Below are 19176 nucleotides of genomic sequence, written 5' to 3' on the forward strand. Positions count from 1 at the left end.
TTGTCACCGCATCCTACGTGCTGATGCTGTGCTTGCCGCCGCCGTAGGATGCGGTAAGCCGAAGGCGCACCGCATCGTGCGAATCGGGAGCACGGCGATGCCGGAGCGCGACGATGCGGTTGTCACCGCATCCTACGTGCTGATGCTGTGCTTGCCGCCGCCGTAGGATGCGGTAAGCCGAAGGCGCACCGCATCGCGCGAATCGGGAGTACGGCGACGCCGGAGCGCGACGATGCGGTTGTCACCGCATCCTACGTTAGGCCTTCGATCCTGCGTCCGGTCCTCGCGTCGCGACACGACGAAAGGTCGCGGCACGCGCCGCGTAGCTACGTTCTCGTCATTCCCGCGAAGGCGGGAATCCAGTGACTTAGACTCGCTCCGGGTTGCATGCGGGCGCAACGAAGCCGCATCAGTAAGAAGCCTGGGCCGGATTTCGAGCACTCGGCCACGCCTCTGTTACTCGGCGCCCATGGCTGAAGTCACTGGATTCCCGCCTACGCGGGAATGATGGCCATGAGGGTTCTGCCGTCCGGCACCCTTCATTCGCACCAATGCACATGCAACGGCGACCCACGCCCCGCCTCCAGCGCCGCCAGCACCGGATAGCGCTGCACGTCGCCGCTGCGCAGCGCGGCTTCGAACACCTCGCGCTTGCGTTCGCCCTGGATCAGCAGCAGCCGCGTCTGCACGCGCGCCAGGCCGGCCGGGGTCAGGCTGATCCGGCGCGGCCACTGCCGCGCGCCCGGGGCGTCCTGGGCGTCGACGGCGATGTAGGCCTGACGGCTCTCCAGCGCGCGGGGGAGATCGTGGCTGTTCGGGAACAGCGAGGCGGTGTGGCCGTCCTCGCCCATGCCCAGCACCGCGGCGCTGGCGCCGAGTTGGGCGTGGGCGTTGGCGGCGGCGACCGCGTCCTCGATCCGGCGCCCGGCCTGGGTCAGCGGTTCGAAGCGGGCGGCGGCGGCGTGATCGTGCAGCAGATGGGTGCGGACCATGCGCGCGTTGCTGTCGGGATCGTCCGGCAGCAACCAGCGTTCATCGACCAGGCCGATGTCGACCCGGCTCCAATCCAGCGGCGCCTTGGACAGCGCGCGGTACACCGGACCGGGCGTGCCGCCGCCGGACAGCAGCAGGCGCGCACGCGGACGCAGCGACAGGTCGCGGCGCAATTCCGCCGCGATCGCGACCGCACAAGCCCAGGTCCACACATCGCGGCCCCGATGCGCGTGCATCACGTAGGCGGTGGTTTCCGGCTCCGGAGGGCCGGCCGGCACGGGCGACGGATCGTCGAGCATCCACCGATCTTCGCACGATCCACCTCAGCGTGGCGTGTGCCTGGCCAAGGCCGCCGCACCCAGCAAACCGGGCTGCGGATGGGTGACCGCGAGCGTGGGGATGCGCGCCATCGCCGGCGAAAAACGGCCCTTGTGCTCGAAACGCTGGCGGAAACCGGAATGCTGCAGCCAGGGCATCAGGCGCGGCACCAGCCCGCCGGGCAGGAACACGCCGTCCCAGGCGCCCAGGGTCAGCACCAGGTCGCCGGCGGCGGCGCCGTACACGGCGCAGAACACGTCGATCGCGCGCAGGCAGCGCGCGTCGCCTTCACGCGCCATCGCGGTGATGTCGGCCGGCTGCAGCGGGCCCGGGTCCTCGCCGGCGATCTGGCTCAGCGCGCGGTGCAGGTTGACCAAGCCGCTGCCGCTGACCAGACGCTCGTTGGAGACCCGTCCGAACTCGCCCGACAGGCGCTGCAAGATCTCGATTTCCTCGGGCGTGCCGGGCGCGAAGCTGACGTGGCCGCCCTCGGTCTGCAAGGGGTAGTAACGGCCGTCGCGGCGGATCAGACCGCCGACGCCCAGCCCGGTGCCGGCACCGATCACCGCGTAGGTGCGGTCGCCTTCTTCGTCGGCGCCGCGCCAGGCGTTGCCGCCGATCGCGACCACGTCCTGCGCGCGCAAGAGCGACACCGCCATCGCCTGGGCGGCGAAATCGTTGACCAGTTGCAGGCGTTCCAGGCCCAGGGCCTGGCGCGTGCGCGCGGCCGAGATCACCCAGGGATGATTGGTGATGCGCGCCTCGTCGCCGTCGACGCGGCCGGCCACGGCGAATACGGCTTCGCCGGGGGTGGCGCCGATGCGGTCGAGGTAGTGGCGCGCGGCGTCGGCCAGGGACGGGAAGTCGGCGACCGCGAACACCTGCACGCTGTCCTCGTGCAGCGGCTGTTCGCGCTGCGGCGTGGCCAGGGCGAAGCGCGCATTGGTGCCGCCGATGTCGGCCAGCAGCGTTTCCGCGGCGGCCGCGCTCACGGCTGGCCTCCACGGCCCTGGCGCAGCGACGCCGGCAGGAAGTCCGCGGCCTCGCCCGGGCCCCAGGAGCCGGCCGGGTACTCGATCACCGGCTGGGCGGTGCCGCTCCAGGCGCGTTCGACGCTGTCGATCCATTGCCAGGCCGATTCGACCTCGTCGTCGCGCACGAACAGGGTCTGGTTGCCGCGCAGCGCGTCCACCAGCAGGCGTTCGTAGGCGATCCGGCGTTGCGGCGAATTCGACATCGACAGGTCCAGCGACATCGGCCGCAGTTCCAGCGCGCCCCATTCGGGCGCGGCCAGGCTGCCCATCAGCCCCAGCTCCACGGTTTCGTCCGGCTGCAGGCGCATGCGCAGGCGGTTGGGGCGTTCGCGTCCGCGCGCGGGGCGCTCGAACAGCCAATGCGAAACCGGCTTGAACGAGACCACGACCTCGGTCGCGCGCGCGGCCAGGCGCTTGCCGGTGACCAGCCGGAACGGCACCCCGGCCCAGCGCCAATTGTCGATATAGGTGCGCAGGGCGACGAAGGTTTCCACCGGCGACTCGTGGACGAAGCCCTTGACCGCGCGGCCCTCGACCACGCCGGCGCCGTAGCGGCCGCGCACGGTGTCGCGGGCGGCGTCGGCGGCGCTCATCGGGCGCAGCGCGCGCAGGGTCTTGCGCTTCTCCTCGCGGATGCTGTCGGCGTCCAGGTTGGACGGCGGTTCCATCGCGATCAGCGCCAGCAGCTGCAGCATGTGGTTCTGGACCATGTCGCGCAGGGCGCCGTAGCCGGCGTAGTACTCCTCGCGGCCGTCGACGCCGGCGGTCTCGGCGACCAGGATGTCGACCGATTCGATCCAGCGGTGCTGCCACACCGCTTCCAGCAGGGTGTTGCCCAGGCGCAGCGCCAGCAGGTTCTGCACCGCGGCCTTGCCCAGGTAATGGTCGATGCGGAAGATCCGCGACTCGTCCAGGCAGGCGCGCAGGGCGGCGTTGATCGCGCGCGCCGAGGCCAGGTCGCGGCCGATCGGTTTTTCCAGCACCAGGCGCGAGGGATCGGCGAGCACGCCGGCCGCGCCCAGGCCCTGCGCCACCGGCACGAACAGGTCCGGCGGCGTGGCCAGGTAGCTCACGCTGGGGCGGTCGGCGTAGCGCGACAGCGCGGCCGCGATCGCGGCGGTGTCGCGCAGGTCGACCGCGACGTAGGCGATGCAGCGCAGCAGGCCGTCCACCGACGCGGCATCGTCGGCGGCCTCGGCCGCCATGCGTTCGCGCAGCCAGGCGCGGAAGTCCTCGTCGCCCATCTCCTGCCGCCCGACCGCGATCAGGCGGAAGTCGGGCGGCAGCAGGCGGTCGCGCCACAGGTGGATCAGCGACGGAAACAGGTAGCGCTGGGCGAGATCACCCGTGGCGCCGAACAGCAACAGGGTGTCGTGCATGGCGCCGGCGCCTGGTTTGGTCGGGACCGTTGTGGTCGAAGTGCTTAAGGTAGCGGCTCGGACAGCGAACGGCCATGCGTGGCGATCACCTTCGAGTACCACTTGGCGCTGTCCTTGGGCGTGCGGTCCTGGGTCGCGTAGTTCACGTGGACCACGCCGAAGCGCTTGGAATAGCCCAGCGACCACTCCAGGTTGTCCAGCAGCGACCAGACCATGTAGCCGCGGATGTCGCAGCCGGCCTGGATCGCGTCGTGGATCGCGCTGATGTGCTTTTGCAGGTAGTCCATGCGCAGCGGGTCGCGCACGCGGCGCTCGCCGCTGGCGTCGGGCTCGGCCACCGGCGGATCGAAGAAGGCCGCGCCGTTCTCGGTCACGTACATCGGGATGTCGCCGTAGCGCTGCTTGAACCAGGTCAGGGTGTCGGTGAGGCCCTGCGGGAACACTTCCCAGCCGGTCTCGGTGTAGGTGCCCGAGGGCTGGCGCACCACGCCGGTGTTGAGCGGGTAGCTGACCGCGTCCTTGGTGACGCTGCGGGTGTAGTAGTTGATGCCGACGAAGTCGAGCTTCTGCTGGATCAGCGCGTAATCCTCGGCCGGCCATTCCGGCCAGGCCTCGCCGAAGATCTCGCGCAGTTCCGGCGGGTAGGAGCCGAGCAGGGCAGGGTCGAGGTACTGCTCGTTCATGTAGGCGTGGGCGCGCTTGACCGCGGCGGCGTCGGCGGCCGACTCGGTGGCGGCGTACTTGGGCTCGATGTTCACCACCAGGCCGATCTCGTGCCGGCCGATGGCGCGGTAGGCCTGGACCGCGGCGCCGTGCGCGCGCATCAGGTTGTGCGAGGCGATCGGGGCCTCGAAGCGGCTGCGGTGGCCGGGCGCGAGCGCGCCATGCAGGTAGCCGCCGTCGGTGATCACCCAGGGTTCGTTGAGGGTGACCCACTTCTTGACCCGGCCGTCGAGCGCGCGGTACAGCACGCTGCCGTATTCGGCGAACCAGTCGGCGCAGTCGCGGTTGAGCCAGCCGCCGCGGTCGTCGAGCGCGGCCGGCATGTCCCAGTGGTACAGGGTCAGCAGGGGCTCGATGCCGTTGGCCAGCAGTTCGTCGACCAGGCGCGAATAGAAGTCCAGGCCGGCCTGGTTCACCCGGCCGGTGCCCTCGGGCAGGATCCGCGACCAGGACACGCTGAAGCGGTAGGCCTGCAGGCCCAGGCGCTTCATCAGGGCGACGTCGTCCTTCCAGCGCCGATAGTGGTCGCAGGCGACGTCGCCGGTATCGCCGTTGAGGGTCATCCCCGGCGTATGGGCGAAGCGGGTCCAGATGCTGGGACCGGCGCCATCGGCGAGCGGGGAGCCCTCGATCTGGTGGGCGGCGGTGGCCGCACCCCACAGGAACCCCTCGGGAAAGACACGAACTTGGCTCATCGCTGTTTGGCCTCCGGTGCCATCAAACGCGCATGTAAACGGTTACATGGCAGAATAGCCCAGGGCGGCGACAATTGCATCGTCGCCGGGGCCACGATTGGGAGAATTCATGGCGAAGGTCACGCTTGAACGTCTGCGCAAGGTCTATCCGAACGGGTTCGTCGGCGTCGACGAGGCCAGTTTCGAGATCCGCGACGGCGAGCTGCTGGTGTTGGTCGGCCCCTCGGGCTGCGGCAAATCGACCCTGCTGCGGATGATCGCGGGCCTGGAGACGATCAGCAGCGGCGAGCTGCGCATAGGCGACCGCCGGGTCAACGAGGTCCCGCCCAAGGACCGCGACATCGCCATGGTGTTCCAGAGCTACGCCCTGTACCCGCACATGACCGTGGCCGAGAACCTGGGCTTCGGCCTCAAGCTGCGCGGCGCGTCCAAGGCCGAGATCGAGGCGCGCGTGAACGAGGCCGCGGCGACGCTGGAGCTGCAGTCGATGCTGCAACGCAAGCCGGCCGCGCTGTCCGGCGGCCAGCGCCAGCGCGTGGCCCTGGGCCGGGCGCTGGTGCGCCAGCCGCAGGTGTTCCTGCTCGACGAACCGCTGTCCAACCTGGACGCCAAGCTGCGCATGGGCATGCGGGTGGAGATCGCGCGCCTGCATCGCCAGCTCGGCACCACCATGGTCTACGTCACCCACGATCAGATCGAGGCCATGACCCTGGGCCAGCGCATCGTCGTGCTCAAGGACGGCAAGATCCAGCAGATCGACACGCCGATGGCGCTGTACCGGCATCCGGCCAATCTGTTCGTGGCGACTTTCCTGGGCAGCCCGAAGATGAACCTGCTGTGGGGCGAGGTGATCGAACGCGACGGCTTGCGGCTGCGCATCGCCGAAGGCGTGGAATTGCCGTTGCAACCCGACGAGGCCCTGCGCGAGAGCGTGCGCGGCTACCTCGGCCGCCGGCTCACCGTCGGCCTGCGCCCGGAGGACATGCACCTGGCCGAGGCCGCGCCCGAGCGCCTGTCGGCGCGGGTGGAAGTGGTGGAGCCGGTCGGCAACGAAGCCTTCCTCAATCTGGGCTGTGGCGGCTGCGACCTGGTGCTGCGCCTGCCGCCCTACGATCTGCCCGCGCCTGGCGACACCGTGCACCTGGGCTACGTGCCCGAGCGCATGCATTACTTCGATCCCGAGACCGAGCGCAGCCTGCGCGCGCCGGCGGCGGCCGGTTGATCGCGGCGCGTCCCCCCAGGAGTCGAACATGCGGATCGATCAGGCCACGGCCATCCGTGAAGGCGCGATGTTCTGCGTGCCGCTGGCCGCGGGCGCCGGCTACGGTTACGGCTACGTCGCCCTGGCCCGCACCGGCTGGGGCTATCTGTACGATGTGTACGACCGCATCGGTCAGGCCGAAACGCCGCCGGACGGCATCGAGGACGCGAGCCTGGCGGTGCGCAACCTGCTCGGCAGCGGCGGCGAGTTCCTCGCGGCGACTTACAACCCGCGGCCCTGGCGTTTGCTGGACCGGCAGGTGCGTGCGATCGCGCCGCTCGGCCCGGCGCTGTTCCAGGTCGGCAGCAAGATCCTGGACATGCGCGACGGGCGGCAGGTGATCGATGCGTCCATCGAACTCAAGGGCTTGCCGTACAAGGAATACCCGACCGACGACGAGCACTCCTACCTGGTCACCGCGCGGCTGTTGGGCTGCGACTACCGCTACGACCAGGAGCGCGGCGCCTACGAACTGCTGCGTTGAGCGCGCGCAGGCTCAGGCGGAGCCTTGCGCGGCCAGGGCCGCGTCGGCGCGCAGGGTCTGGCGCTTGAGGCCGACGATCGCGATCAGCAGCAGGGCCATCGGCGCCAGCGACAGGTAGAACGCGGTCTCGCCGCCGGCGCGCGCGAACAGCTGGCCGGTGATGAAGGAGCCGGTGGTCCCGCCCAGGGCCGAGAACACCACGATCAGGCCGGTCATCGCGGCGTGGCGCGACTTCGGCAAGGCGCTGAGTACCACCGAATTGATCGCCGGATAGATCGGCGCCATGAACAGGCCGATCAGCGGAAACACGTAGGCCGCGGCCGGAGCGCGGGTCCAGCTCGCGTTCGGGTCCGGGCGCATGCCCGCGGCCAGCGGCAGCGCCAGCAGCACCAGCGCGGCCATCGCCAGCACGCAGGCGATCAGCAGCCAATGCCAGGGTACGCGCCGCAGCAGCAGGCCGGCGCCGAGCCGGCCCAGCGCCAGCGAAACGGCGAAGATGCTCGCGGCCTGCACGCTCATGGTGGTGGGCAGGTGCAGGATCTCGCGGTTGAAGGTCGGCAGCCAGGTGCCGATGCTCTGTTCGATCAGCACGTACAGGAAGGCCGACGCCAGGAACACGCCGATCAACGGCTGCGCGACCAGGCGGAACATGTCGAAGAAGGCCTCGCCCGGCGCGTGGCCGTCGCGCGCGGCGGTTTCGTCCAGGCGGCTGACCGTCAGCAGCAGCGCGGTGGCCGCGGCGACCGCGGCGATCACCCAGTACACCCGCAGCCAGCGCGGGTCGGCCGGCGATTCGGGGTTGATGAAGCTGGCGAACAGCCAATAGCCGGCGAGCACCCCGACCATGAACCAGCCCTCGATGGTGCTGGTCAAACTGGCGTGCTGTTGCTTGCCGTCGGTGAGCAGGCCGATCGAGGAATACACCGAGACCTTGGCCAGCGCGAACGAGGCGCCGACCGTGGCGAACAGCAGCTTGGTCGCCCAGAACGCGTGCAGCAGCGGCATCAGCGCGCAGGCCGCGGCGACCAGGCTCAGGCCCAGGATCATCGCGCGCCGATAGCCCAGGCGCGGCAGCAGCGAGGCGGTGAGGAAGGACACGATCGCGATCGGAAGGTCCTTGAAGGCCTCCAGGAAACTGGCGTCGGCCTTGTTCACGCCGAAGCCCTGGATCGCCTGCAGGATCACGGTGCCGACGCTGTTGAGCAGCACCGCGAACACCATGTAGGTCAGGATCATCGCCAGGATCATGCGGCCGCGGTGGCTGCCGGTGGAGGTCATGCGCTGCTCCGGCGCGCTGCCCTGCGGGGCCGCGCGCTGTGGTTAAAAAGACCGTTCGCGACGGTCGCCGGTGCCGCCTGCGCCTTGGAGGGAGGGATGCGCAGGCGGCGGCTCCGGGATCGCGCCGCGAACGGGCTTCGAAAACCGCGCGCCGGTCGGCGCGAGGCGGTCGAAAGCGACGGAGTCAGCATCGCATGCCGCCGCGTCGCCGCCGCGTTCACCAGCGGTAGGCCGCCGACAGCTGGTAGGAACGTCCCGCGATCGGCCGGCCCAGGAACACCCCGCCAGTGGCCGCGCCGGGCACGCGCACGTTGCCTTCGGTCAGGCCCAGCTCGTCGGTCACGTTGCTGCCGCTGGCGGTGAACTCCCAGTGCTCGCCCACGTGCAGGTTCGCGCCCACGTCCAGCGTGTGGTACGAGGGCAGCTCCTGGGTGTTGGCCAGGTCGGCGTAGCGGTCGCCGATGTGCGAGTAGGTCGCGAACAGCTTGAGATCGCCGACCGGCAGGGTCCAGTAGTAGCTCGGGGTGATCCGGAACTGGGCCTTGGGCTGGCGCATCACCTGGTTGCCGGTGAACTCGCGGTAGTTCTCGTACTGGGCGTCCAGCCACACGCCGGTGGCGCGCAGCTCGAAACCGCCGAAGGGACGGATCGCGCCCTCGACTTCGACGCCGTAGGCGCGCGAATCGCCGACCGTGGTGAAGTTGGTGCCGTCGTCGAGGAAGGCCTGGAACGGCGAATTGGTGAAACTGTTGTAGAACGCGGTCAGGTACAGGTCGTAGACCGAATTGCCGGCCTTGAAGCCGAGCTCGTACTGGTCGACCTCCTGCACCTTGGTGTTGCCGTCGCGCAGGCCGTCGAAGGTCGGCAGCTTGTAGCCGGAGTTGGCGCGCGCGAACAGGCTGGCGCTGTCGTTGAGCTTGAAGTTCAGGCCCAGGGTCCAGGAGAAATGCTTGTCGTCCTGGTCGATGCGGCGGGTGCTGGGCAGCGAGATCGAGGTGTTGTTGTCGTAGAGCGTGTTGGGATTGCCGTCCAGATCGACCGTGGCGGTGTTGTGGACGGTGCCGTCGACCTGCTGCCACTCGTAGCGGATGCCGCCGTCCAGGCGCAGGCGGTCGTTGATCTGCCATTCGTCGGCCAGGAACACCGCGGTGTTCTGGCCGTCGTAATCGCCGCGCAGCGAGAAGAACGAGGTGCCGACGAAGCCGTCGCGGGTGACCTGGCGGCCGTCGGCCAGGGTCACGTCGATGCGGCGCGCGTTGTTCTGCGCGGTCAGCAGCATATTGTTGCCCAGGTACCAGGTGTCCTTGGACGAATAGCGCGCGTAGTAGACGCCGGCGGTGAGGGTATTGCCCTCGAACAGGTCGCGGCTGAAACGCAGGTCGTTGGTGAAGGACTCGATTTCCTTGTCGACCACCCAGAAACCGGCGGTCAGCACCTGCTGGTTCGGATCGACCGCGCCGCCGCCGTTGGTGTAGGTGGCGGTGCCGGGGCTGCCGAAGGAGGCGATGTAGCTGCTGATGGTCTGCGGGCTGGCGCCGGTGAACAGGCCGTTGGTGGGCGCGCTGCCGCTGACGTAGTTGACCCGGTCGCTGATGGTCCAGTCGCCGAGGTAGAAGTCCATCGAGGCGCCGAACACGTCCAGGTTGATGCCGCGGCCGTCGGCCAGATCGCGGCTGACGGTCTCGCCGTTGGCGCCGGTGGGGATGGTCACGCGGCGGAAGTCGTTGCCCAGCAGGGTGCCGGACTGCGCGTCCAGGCCCGGGAAGCTGGACAGGTCCTTGCCGTTGTTGCGCGAGAGCAGCGGGATCGGGGTGAAGAAGGCGTTCTTGTCGTCGGTGTGGCGCGCGTACAGGGTCACCTCGCCGCTGTCCCAGCTGCGGGTCAGGGTGGCGCTGAATTGGCCGCCCTTGTCGGCCGGGAACTGGGTGTCGCGCACGCCGTCGGTGACCCGGTAGAAGCCGCCGATGCTGTAGTACCAGCCTTCGCCGAGCTTGCCGCTGTTGAACACGTCGACCCGGCGCAGGTTGTCGCTGCCGGCGGTCACGCGCAGGCTGCCTTCGGTTTCTTCGCCGCCCTTTTTCTGGATGAAGTTGACCGTGGCGCCGGGCTGGCCGTTGGAGAAGATCGGGCTGGGACCGCCGCGCAGCACTTCCATGCGGTCGATGGTGTCGTCCATGCGGAACAGGGTGGAGTTCTCCAGGAACGACAGGGTCGGCGGCGGGAACAGCGGCGCGCCGTCCATCTGCACGGTCACGAACGGGGCGTCGCCCTCCGAGGGCATGCCGCGCACGAAGATGTTGGCGCCGGTGCTGCCGCCGGCCGATTCGGCCCAGATGCCGGGCACCACCTTGAGCGCGTCGGCGGTGCTCAGCGGCACCGCTTCCTGCAATTGCTCCAGCGAGGCGGTGGTGATGGAGAAGCTGGCGTCGCGCTTGCGCACGCCCTTGAAGCGGGCGGTACCGCTGACCACCACCGAGTCCAGGGTGGTGGCTTCGCTTTCGCCGGCGGGCGGCGCGTCCGTGGCCGGCGCGGCGTCCTGCGCGCGCACGAGGCCCGGGCTCAACGCGGCGGCGATGGCCATCGACAGGGCGTAACGGATCAGAGACTGCTGCTGCATGGTGTTCTCCCCACTCCTCAGAATGTCAGGTTGTGTACGTCGGTGCGCCGGCGGGCGGCGCGTCGATGCGGTGGATGTTCAGCGCGATACGAAGACGTCCAGGTCGAAGGCGGCGATCGCGGGCAGGTGGGCGTCCGCGCCCGGCAGCGCGGCCGGATCGCCGATGCCGACCGCGGGCATGCCGGCGGCGCGGATCGCGACGATGCCGGCGGCCGCGTCCTCGATGCCGATGCAGCGCTCGGGCGGCACCCCCAGCGCCTGCGCCACGCTCAGGAAAATGTCCGGGGCCGGCTTGGCGCGCGCGATGTGGGCGGCATCGGCGACGTAGTCGAAGCGGTCGGCGATGCCCAGCCGCGCCAGCAACGCGGCCGCGTTCTTGCTGGCCGAGGCCAGGCCGAGCTTGAGCCCGCGCGCGCGCGCCGCGTCCAGCAGTGCGGCCGCGCCGGGGTAGAGGTCCTGCGGCCCGACGCTTTCGATCGCGGCGCGGTAATAGCCGTTCTTGCGCGCGGCCAGTTCGCGCCGTTCGGCTTCGTCGTAGGGCCGGTCCGCGCGTTCCAGGATGATCGCCAGCGAGGCTTCGCGGTCGACGCCCTTCAGGCGCAGGTTGACGGTCTCGTCGAAGGGCACGCCGATCTCGTCGGCCAGGCGCTTCCAGGCCAAGTAATGGGTGTGCGCGGTGTCGGTGAGCACGCCGTCCAGGTCGAAGATCAAGGCCTGGGCCGGGCGCGGGAAAGCGGTTGGTGCCGCGCCCCGCGCGTGCGCGAGCGGCCGCTGCTGCGGTGTGCCCGCGCTCAGGCGCAGGCGCTGTCCGGCGTGCACGATCTCCAGCGGTTCGCCTTCGATCAGGCGGTACACGGCCTGGTCGCGTTCGATGCCGACGTGCAGCTCGCGGCCGCGCCAGCGCAGGCCGAAGCCGTAGCCGTTCCAGCGCGCGGGCAGGCCGGGGGCGAAATGCAGTTCGCCCTCGATCGCGCGCATGCCGGCGAAGCCCTGGGTGAGCGCCAGCCAGCTGCCCGCCATCGCCGCCATGTGCACGCCGTGGTCGGTGTTGCCGTGCAGATCGTCCAGGTCCACGCGCAGGCTGGCGTCGAAGTAGTGCAGGGCGCGGTCGGCATGCCCGACTTCGCTGGCGAGGATGCCGAACATCGACGCCGACAGGGTCGAGTCGTGGGTGGTCACCGCCTCGTAGTAATCGTAGCTGCGGCGCTTGCGCGCCAGCTCGATACCGGCGCCGGCCAGCACCAGCGCCATCACCACGTCGGCCTGCTTGCAGACCTGGTAGCGGTAGAGCGTGAGCGGGTGGTAATCCAGCAGCAGCGGACGGTGTTCGCCCTGGCGCGGCGGGAACGGCCAGCGCGGCTTGTCGAGGAATCCGTCGTCCTGCGCGTACACGCCCAGGCTTTCGTCGTAGGGCAGGTACATGGCCTCGGCCGCGCGCTGCCAGTCGGCGACCTCGTCCGCGTCCAGGCCCAGGCGCGCGTCCAGCGCGGCGGCCGCTTCCGGCCGCAGCGCATGCAGGCGCCGCCACACCGCGACCGCGCGCAGCAGGTGCTGCTGGGCCATGCGGTTGGTGTAGTAGTTGTTGTCGACCATGGCCGTGTACTCGTCCGGCCCGGTGACTTCGTGGATGCAGAACGCGCCGCCGCGGCGCGGGTTGTAGTGACCGATCTGCGGCCAGATGCGCGCGGTCTCGAACAGCATCTCGGCGCCGCCGTCGAACAGGAAACCGACGTCGTCGCTGGCGTCCAGGTACAGGCCGATCGCGTAGGCGATGGCGGCGTTGATGTGGTACGCGGCCGAGCCGGACGGGTAGTGGGCGGAGCATTCGCCGCCGGCGATGGTGCGCCAGGGGTAGAGCGCGCCGGCCGGGTGGTTCATCTCGCGCGCATGCGCGCGCGCCGCGGCGAGCATGCGGTGACGCGCCTGCAGCATCGCGCGCGCCACCTCCGGCGCGGTGTAGGCCATCACCGGCAGCACGAAGGCCTCGGTGTCCCAGAAGCAGTGGCCCTCGTAGCCTTCGCCGGTCAGGCCCTTGGCGGCGGTGCCGGACACGCCGTCGCGGCCGGCCGACTGCCACAGGTGGAACAGGTTGAAGCGCAGCGCGAGTTCGCTGTCCGGATCGCCGTCGATGGACAGCTCGGCGTCGCGCCAGAACCCGGCCATGGCGCCGGCCTGCAGCGCGGCCAGGGCTTGGTAGCCGGCGTCGACGGCCGCCGACAGCGCGGCATCCACGCGCGCGTCCAGGCCGGCGGCGTCGGCGGCGCTGGCGTAGGCGACGAATTTTTCCAGGGCGACGCCGGCGCCCGGCGTGAGCTGCGCTTCGTAGCGCTGGGCGACGCGCGCGTCGTCGGCCTCGGCGGCGACGAAATGCAGCGTGGCGGCGGCCGGCGGGAACCGATGGCGCTGGCCGCACAGGACCGCGCCGGTGCCGCGATGGGTGCGCTGGCCGTAACGGGCCTGCACGGCGTCGGCGCGCGCGCCGTGGGCGAGCAGGCCTTCGCTGCCGGACACGCCGATGCGCGGGTCGTCGCCCTGGGCCGCGGCCTGGTGGCCGCTTTCGATCGCCGAAACCAGCGCGATCGGACCGGTGTAGTCGACCGAAGTCGCGCGGTAGCGGATCGCGAGCAGGTCGCAGGCGCCCGGATGCACGTTCAGCGGCACCACCCGCTCGGCTTCGATCTCAAGGGTCGCGCCGTTCGCGCTGCGCAGACGCATGCGGCGGCGCAGGGCGCCGGTGTGCAGGTCGAGCTCGCGTTCGAAGGCGAGCACCTGGGCGGTATCCGGGTCCAGACGCTCGTCGCCCAGCCAGATTTCGATGCGCTTGCCGTCGGCGACCGGGACGCGGGTGTCGGTGCTCAGGGCGAAGCCGCGGAAGCGCTCGTGGTAGTGGATCGGGTTCTGTTCGTAGACCGCGGCCAGGTAGCTGCCATCGCCGTCGCCGCGGCCTTCCTCGAAACCGCCGCGCACGCCGAGCGAGCCGTTGGCGAGCGCGAACAGGCTGGCGTCGCGCCGCCGGCGCTCGGGTTCGTAGCGGTCCTGGCGCAGGCGCCAGGCGCGTTCGGCGTCTTCGGCGTCTAGGTCGGAGAGAGCGGGGGAATTCTGATCGGTCACGCGTCGCTGGCCTGCTTGCTGGACCGCCGGTCGGCGGCTGGAGGCGGACGCTAGAGGTGCATTGTTATCGATGTCAAGTTATCGATAACAAATCGTCGCGAAGGATCGGCGGGCGGCGCCGGACGGCCGCGGATTCAGCTACCCGGTCTGCGCAGCAATATGGGACAAGCAGTTGATTTAAAGCGGATTGGCATCTGCCGGATCGTCGCTGCCCGGCACCGTAAGCGCGGTGTCGACGGCGACCGCCGCCACCGCCATCGCGCTGCGCCGCAGCACGCCGCTGCGCCGCGGGCCGGCCGGTTCAGGTCACCCGCACCACCAGGTTGGTGGCGAGGATCTCGGACTGCGCGGGCTGGCCTTCGATCAGGGCCAGGATCTTGCGCGCCAGCAGCACGCCGGCGTCGGTGAAGTTCTGATGCACCGAGGTCAGCGGCGGCAGATAGGTCGCGCCCAGGGGCGTGTCGTCGTAGCCGATCACCGACACGTCCTCCGGCACGCGCCGGCCGCGCTCGATCAGGGCCCGGATCGCGCCGATCGCCAGCAGGTCGCTGGCCGCGAACAGAGCGTCGAACTGCGGATGCTGGTCGAGCAGGGTGTGCACCGCGGTCGCGCCCGCGCTCACGGTCAAGCCGGACACCGGCGGCATGAGCGGGCTCAGATCGTGGCGGGCGAGGGCGCGGCTGTAACCGTCCAGACGCTCGGCGAACTCGCCGTGGGCGGGGTCGCCCAGGAATACCGGCCGGCGCCGGCCCAGGGCGATGAAGCGTTCGGCCGCGAGCGCGCCGCCGCGCTGGTTGTCGCTGCCCACCACCACCTGCGACTCGTGCCGGCTGACCGCGCCCCAGACCACCATCGGCCGGCCCCAGCGCTGGACCTGGTGCATGGCGTCTTCGTGCGCGCCCTGGCCGAGCAGGATCACGCCGTCGGCGGCCTGCACGCTGGGCAGCGCGCCGCCCTGCAGCGAGGTCAGCAGCACCGCGTAGCCGGACGAGGTCAGCTCCTGGCTGATGCCGCCGAGCAGGTCCAGGGGATACGGCCCGGACATCTGGCGCTCGATGGTCGGGGTCATCTCCACCACCACCGCCACGGTCATGCTGCGGCGCAGGCGCAGATTGCGCGCCGAGATGTTGAACATGTAGCCCTGGCTCTCGGCCAGGGCCTTGATCTGGGCGCGGGTCTCGGGGTTCACCAGCGGGCTGTCGCGCAGCGCGCGCGAGACCGTGATCGCCGAGACCCCGGCCAGCTTGGCCAGGTCGGCCATGGTCGGGCTGTCGCCGGGTTCTTTCTTGCGGCGTTGGGCGCGGGGTCGGCTCATCGGCCTGGCTACCTTGCGTTGCGGACGGTCGCGGACCGCGTCCGGGTCCGTGCGTCATCAATAGCATGACCGCCGTTGCGGTTCGCAGTCCCCGGCGGCGGCGGAAGCCTGTGCCGATCCGGGCCGCCGCGGCGCCGGCGACGGCCCCGGCGAGGCCGGCCCGGGCCCGTTATACTCACGAGGCTGTGCGGCGTTTTCACCGCATATCGTCTATAGTAATCAGTAATTTAGACGAACAACTTCATCTTCCTTGGTATCTACGGCGGCGCCCTCGCGGGCGCGCCAGAGGCAACCCCGCCGCATGCGTCTGTCCACGATCAAGCTCTCCGGTTTCAAGTCCTTCGTCGATCCGACCACGTTGCACCTGCCCACCAACATGACCGGCGTGGTCGGTCCCAACGGCTGCGGCAAGTCCAATATCATCGACGCGGTGCGCTGGGTGATGGGCGAGAGCTCGGCCAGCCGGCTGCGCGGCGACTCGCTGACCGACGTGATCTTCGCCGGCTCCTCGGCGCGCAAGCCGGTGTCGCAGGCGATGGTCGAGCTGATCTTCGACAACTCCGACCACACCATCACCGGCGAATTCGCGGCCTTCAACGAGATCTCGGTCAAGCGCACCGTCAGCCGCGACGGCACCAGCCAGTACTACCTCAACGGCGGCAAGTGCCGCCGCCGCGACATCACGGATCTGTTCCTGGGCACCGGCCTGGGGCCGCGCAGCTACTCGATCATCGAGCAGGGCATGATCAGCCAGATCATCGAGGCCAAGCCCGAGGAGCTGCGCGTTTATCTCGAGGAAGCCGCCGGCATCTCCAAGTACAAGGAGCGCCGCAAGGAGACCGAGACCCGCATCCGCCACACCCGCGAAAACCTCGACCGCCTCAACGACCTGCGCGAGGAAGTCGGCAAGCAGCTCGAGCACCTGCGCCGCCAGGCCCGCCAGGCCGAGCAGTATCAGGCGATCCAGGCCGAGCGCCGGGTCAAGGACGCCGAATGGAAGGCGCTGGAGCATCGCGCCCTGGACCAGAAGCTGCAGTCGCAGCGCGAGAAGCTGTCGCAGCAGGAAACCCGCCTGCAGCAGCTGATCGCCGAGCAGCGCGAGGCCGAGCGCGAGCTGGAGACCGGACGCGTGCGCCGCGAGGAGGCCGCCGAGGCGCTCAACAAGGCCCAGGCCGCCAGCTACGAAGTCGGCGGCGCCCTGGCCCGCATCGAGCAGCAGATCCAGCACCAGCGCGAGATGACCACCCGCCTGCAGCGCGCGCGCGACGAAGCCGCCGCGCAGCTGGCCGAACTCGGCAGCCACATGGGCAGCGACCAGGAACGCCTGGACGCGCTGCGCGCCGCGGTCGAGGACGCCGAGCCGCGCCTGGAAGCCCTGCGCGACAACGACGAGGCGCGCCAGGAAGCCCTGCGCGACGCCGAGACCAAGCTCAACGACTGGCAGCAGCGCTGGGACGCGCACAGTCGCGCCCAGTCCGAGGCCGCGCGCGCGGCCGAGGTCGAGCGCACCCGCATCGAGGGCCTGGACCGCCAGAGCCTGGACGCCGAACGCCGCCGCGAGCTGCTGTCCAACGAACGCACCGGCCTGGACCTGGGCGCCCTGGCCGCGGCCTTCGAACAAATCCAGAGCCAGCACGACGTCCAGAAGGAGTCGCTGGAAGGCCTGACCCACGAGCTGGAAACCCGCAAGGGCAGCGTCACCGAACTGCAGGAGCAGCAGCGCGGCACCCAGTCCGAACTGGCCGAAGTGCGCAAGCAGGCCCAGGCCGCGCGCGGCCGCCTGTCCTCGCTGGAAACCCTGCAGCACGCCGCGCTGGGCCAGGAGCAGGGCGCGGCGGTGAACTGGCTCAAGTCGCGCGGGCTGGACAGCGCCGCGCGCGTGGGCGAACGCCTGGACGTCGATGCGGGCTGGGAGAACGCGGTCGAAAGCGCGCTCGGCCAGCTCATCGAGGGCGTGCTGGTCGAGGCGCCCGAATCCCTGGTCGACGCCATCGGCGAACTCGCCGACGGCCGCCTCAGCCTGGTCTCGCCCGAGGCCGACGACAGCGCCTACGCGCCGACCTCGCTGGCCGCCAAGGTGCGCGGACCGCGCGCGATCCGGCGCCTGCTCGCGCGCCTGCACACCGCCGAGGACTTGGCCGCGGCGCGTGCGCTGCTGCCCTCGCTGGGCGAAGGCGATTCGGTCATCACCCGCAGCGGCGAGCGCCTCGGCGCCGGCTGGGTGCGGGTGCTGCGCTCCGGCGCCGCCCAGCAGGGCGCGCTGCTGCGCGAGCGCGAGATCCAGACCCTGCGCGGCGAGATCGAGACCCTGCTCAACCGCGAGCGCGAACTCGAATCGCTGCTGGTGCAGTTGCGCGACCGCACCCTGGCCGCCGAGCAGCAGCGCGAAGACGCCCAGCGCGGCCTGTACATGGCCCACCGCGGCGTGTCCGAACTGGCCGGCCAGCTGCAGAGCCAGCAGGGCCGCCTGGACAGCGCGCGCGGCCGCATCGAGAAGATCGAGGCCGAGCTGGAACAACTGATCCTCACCCTCGACGGCAGCCGCGAGCAGGCCCGCGACGCGCGTGCGCGCCAGGAAGCCGCGGTCGAGCGCATGGGCGAACTCGAGGACGCGCGCCTGGCCCTGGAGGCCGAACGCCGCAGCCTGGGCGAGGCGCGCGACGCCGCGCGCAACGCCGCGCGCGAATCGCGCGACATGGCGCATGCGCTGGCCCTGACCCTGGAAGCCCAGCGCACCCAGATCGTCGGCCTGTCGCAGGCCCTGGACCGCATGGGCGGCCAGCGCGGCCAGCTCGACAACCGCCTGGGCGAACTCGCCGCGCAGCTGGCCGAGGGCGACCAGCCGGTGCAATCGCTGGAAACCCAGCGCCAGGTCGCGCTGGAACAGCGCGTGCTGGCCGAACAGACCTTGACCAGCGCGCGCAGCCACCTCGACGGTATCGACAACGACCTGCGCCGCTTCGAGCAGACCCGCCATCAGCGCGACGAGCAGGCCCTGCAGCAGCGCGAGGCCATCGGCCAGCGCCGCCTCGAACAGCAGGCCCTGGTGCTCAAGGCCGAGACCCTGTCGGCGGCGATCGCCGAGGCCGGCTTCGTGCTCGAGGACGTGGTCAACACCCTCACCGACGACATGCAGCCGCAGGTCTGGGAGCGCACCGTCGCCGAGCTCGATGGCAAGCTGCGCCGCCTGGAACCGGTCAACCTGGCCGCGATCGCCGAACACGCCGAGGCCGCGACCCGCAAGGATTACCTGGACGCGCAGTACACCGACCTCACCACCGCGCTGGAAACCCTGGAAGACGCGATCCGCAAGATCGACCGCGAGACCCGCGGCCGCTTCAAGGACACCTTCGACCGGGTCAATTCCGGCGTGCAGGAACTGTATCCGCGCCTGTTCGGCGGCGGCCACGCCTACCTCGAACTCACCGGCGAAGATCTGCTCGACACCGGCGTGGCGATCATGGCCCGCCCGCCCGGCAAGCGCGTGTCCAACATCTCGCTGCTGTCCGGCGGCGAGAAGGCGATGACCGCGGTGGCCCTGGTGTTCGCGATCTTCCGCCTCAACCCGGCGCCGTTCTGTCTGCTCGACGAGGTCGACGCGCCGCTGGACGAAGCCAACGTCGGCCGCTTCACGGCGATGGTCAGCGAGATGAGCGAACAGGTACAGTTCCTGTTCGTGAGCCACAACAAGGCGACCATGGAAGCCGCGCAGCAGCTGTCGGGCGTGACCATGCGCGAACCGGGCGTGAGCCGTCTGGTCTCGGTGGACCTGGCCGAGGCGACGCGTCTTGCGGGCGCGGCCTGAACTGCTCCGGGAATCGGGAATTGGGAATCGAGAATGGTTTTAAAGCATTCTTCTCCGTTCTCACGTTGTTTTAATTCGATCATTCGGAATCTGGAATAGGAAGCAGGGAGTCGACAGCGACGCAACGCTTTGACGATTCCCCATTCCCCATTCCCCATTCCCG

At 70.1% G+C, this 19176-nt stretch carries 11 protein-coding genes; 3 read left to right on the top strand and 8 right to left on the bottom strand.

Going from position 1 to position 19176, the window contains the following annotated elements; all coding sequences use genetic code 11:
- Positions 1-539: 539 nt before the first annotated feature.
- The 4 genes from pgl to V1318_RS00850 all read right to left on the bottom strand — a co-directional run bounded on the left by pgl (position 540) and on the right by V1318_RS00850 (position 5142).
- A complete protein-coding gene (pgl, locus tag V1318_RS00835) occupies positions 540-1229 on the bottom strand; it encodes a 6-phosphogluconolactonase (protein ID WP_332938284.1) in 690 nt (229 codons plus the stop codon).
- Positions 1230-1316: 87 nt separating this feature from the next.
- Positions 1317-2303: a glucokinase gene (gene glk / locus V1318_RS00840; RefSeq protein ID WP_332936879.1), complete on the bottom strand. Its 987-nt coding sequence runs from the start codon at positions 2301-2303 to the stop codon at positions 1317-1319.
- Positions 2300-3724 carry a glucose-6-phosphate dehydrogenase gene (gene zwf / locus V1318_RS00845; RefSeq protein WP_332936880.1) on the bottom strand — a complete coding sequence of 475 codons (1425 nt, stop codon included), beginning with the start codon at positions 3722-3724 and terminating at the stop codon, positions 2300-2302. Before zwf ends, glk begins: the two co-directional genes overlap by 4 nt.
- A 44-nt stretch (positions 3725-3768) precedes the next feature.
- Positions 3769-5142: a GH1 family beta-glucosidase gene (locus tag V1318_RS00850; protein ID WP_332936882.1), complete on the bottom strand. Its 1374-nt coding sequence runs from the start codon at positions 5140-5142 to the stop codon at positions 3769-3771.
- A gap of 109 nt (positions 5143-5251) precedes the next feature.
- Between V1318_RS00850 and ugpC the strand changes: the two genes are divergently transcribed.
- Together ugpC and V1318_RS00860 are read left to right on the top strand one after the other, a co-directional pair.
- Complete coding sequence (gene ugpC / locus V1318_RS00855) at positions 5252-6364, top strand: sn-glycerol-3-phosphate ABC transporter ATP-binding protein UgpC (protein WP_332936884.1); 1113 nt, start codon at positions 5252-5254, stop codon at positions 6362-6364.
- Between the two features lie 28 nt (positions 6365-6392).
- Positions 6393-6887 carry a hypothetical protein gene (locus tag V1318_RS00860; protein ID WP_332936886.1) on the top strand — a complete coding sequence of 165 codons (495 nt, stop codon included), beginning with the start codon at positions 6393-6395 and terminating at the stop codon, positions 6885-6887.
- A 12-nt stretch (positions 6888-6899) separates the two neighbouring features.
- Here the strand turns inward: V1318_RS00860 and V1318_RS00865 are convergent, their stop codons facing one another.
- From V1318_RS00865 to V1318_RS00880, 4 genes are all read right to left on the bottom strand, one after another.
- Complete coding sequence (locus V1318_RS00865; protein ID WP_332936888.1) at positions 6900-8165, bottom strand: MFS transporter; 1266 nt, start codon at positions 8163-8165, stop codon at positions 6900-6902.
- 217 nt (positions 8166-8382) lie between these two features.
- Positions 8383-10782: a TonB-dependent receptor gene (locus V1318_RS00870; protein ID WP_332936890.1), complete on the bottom strand. Its 2400-nt coding sequence runs from the start codon at positions 10780-10782 to the stop codon at positions 8383-8385.
- Positions 10783-10860: 78 nt separating this feature from the next.
- Entirely contained in the window at positions 10861-13893 is a 3033-nt protein-coding gene (pgmB, locus tag V1318_RS00875) for a beta-phosphoglucomutase (protein WP_332936891.1), read from the bottom strand.
- Positions 13894-14194: 301 nt separating this feature from the next.
- Entirely contained in the window at positions 14195-15208 is a 1014-nt protein-coding gene (locus V1318_RS00880; RefSeq protein ID WP_332936893.1) for a LacI family DNA-binding transcriptional regulator, read from the bottom strand.
- Between the two features lie 301 nt (positions 15209-15509).
- On the opposite strand from V1318_RS00880, the gene smc reads away from it, so the two are divergent.
- Complete coding sequence (smc, locus tag V1318_RS00885; protein ID WP_332936895.1) at positions 15510-19013, top strand: chromosome segregation protein SMC; 3504 nt, start codon at positions 15510-15512, stop codon at positions 19011-19013.
- Positions 19014-19176 lie beyond the last annotated feature (163 nt).

The sequence above is a fragment of the Lysobacter sp. CCNWLW3 genome, from assembly GCF_036697405.1.
Taxonomy (GTDB): Bacteria; Pseudomonadota; Gammaproteobacteria; order Xanthomonadales; family Xanthomonadaceae; genus Lysobacter.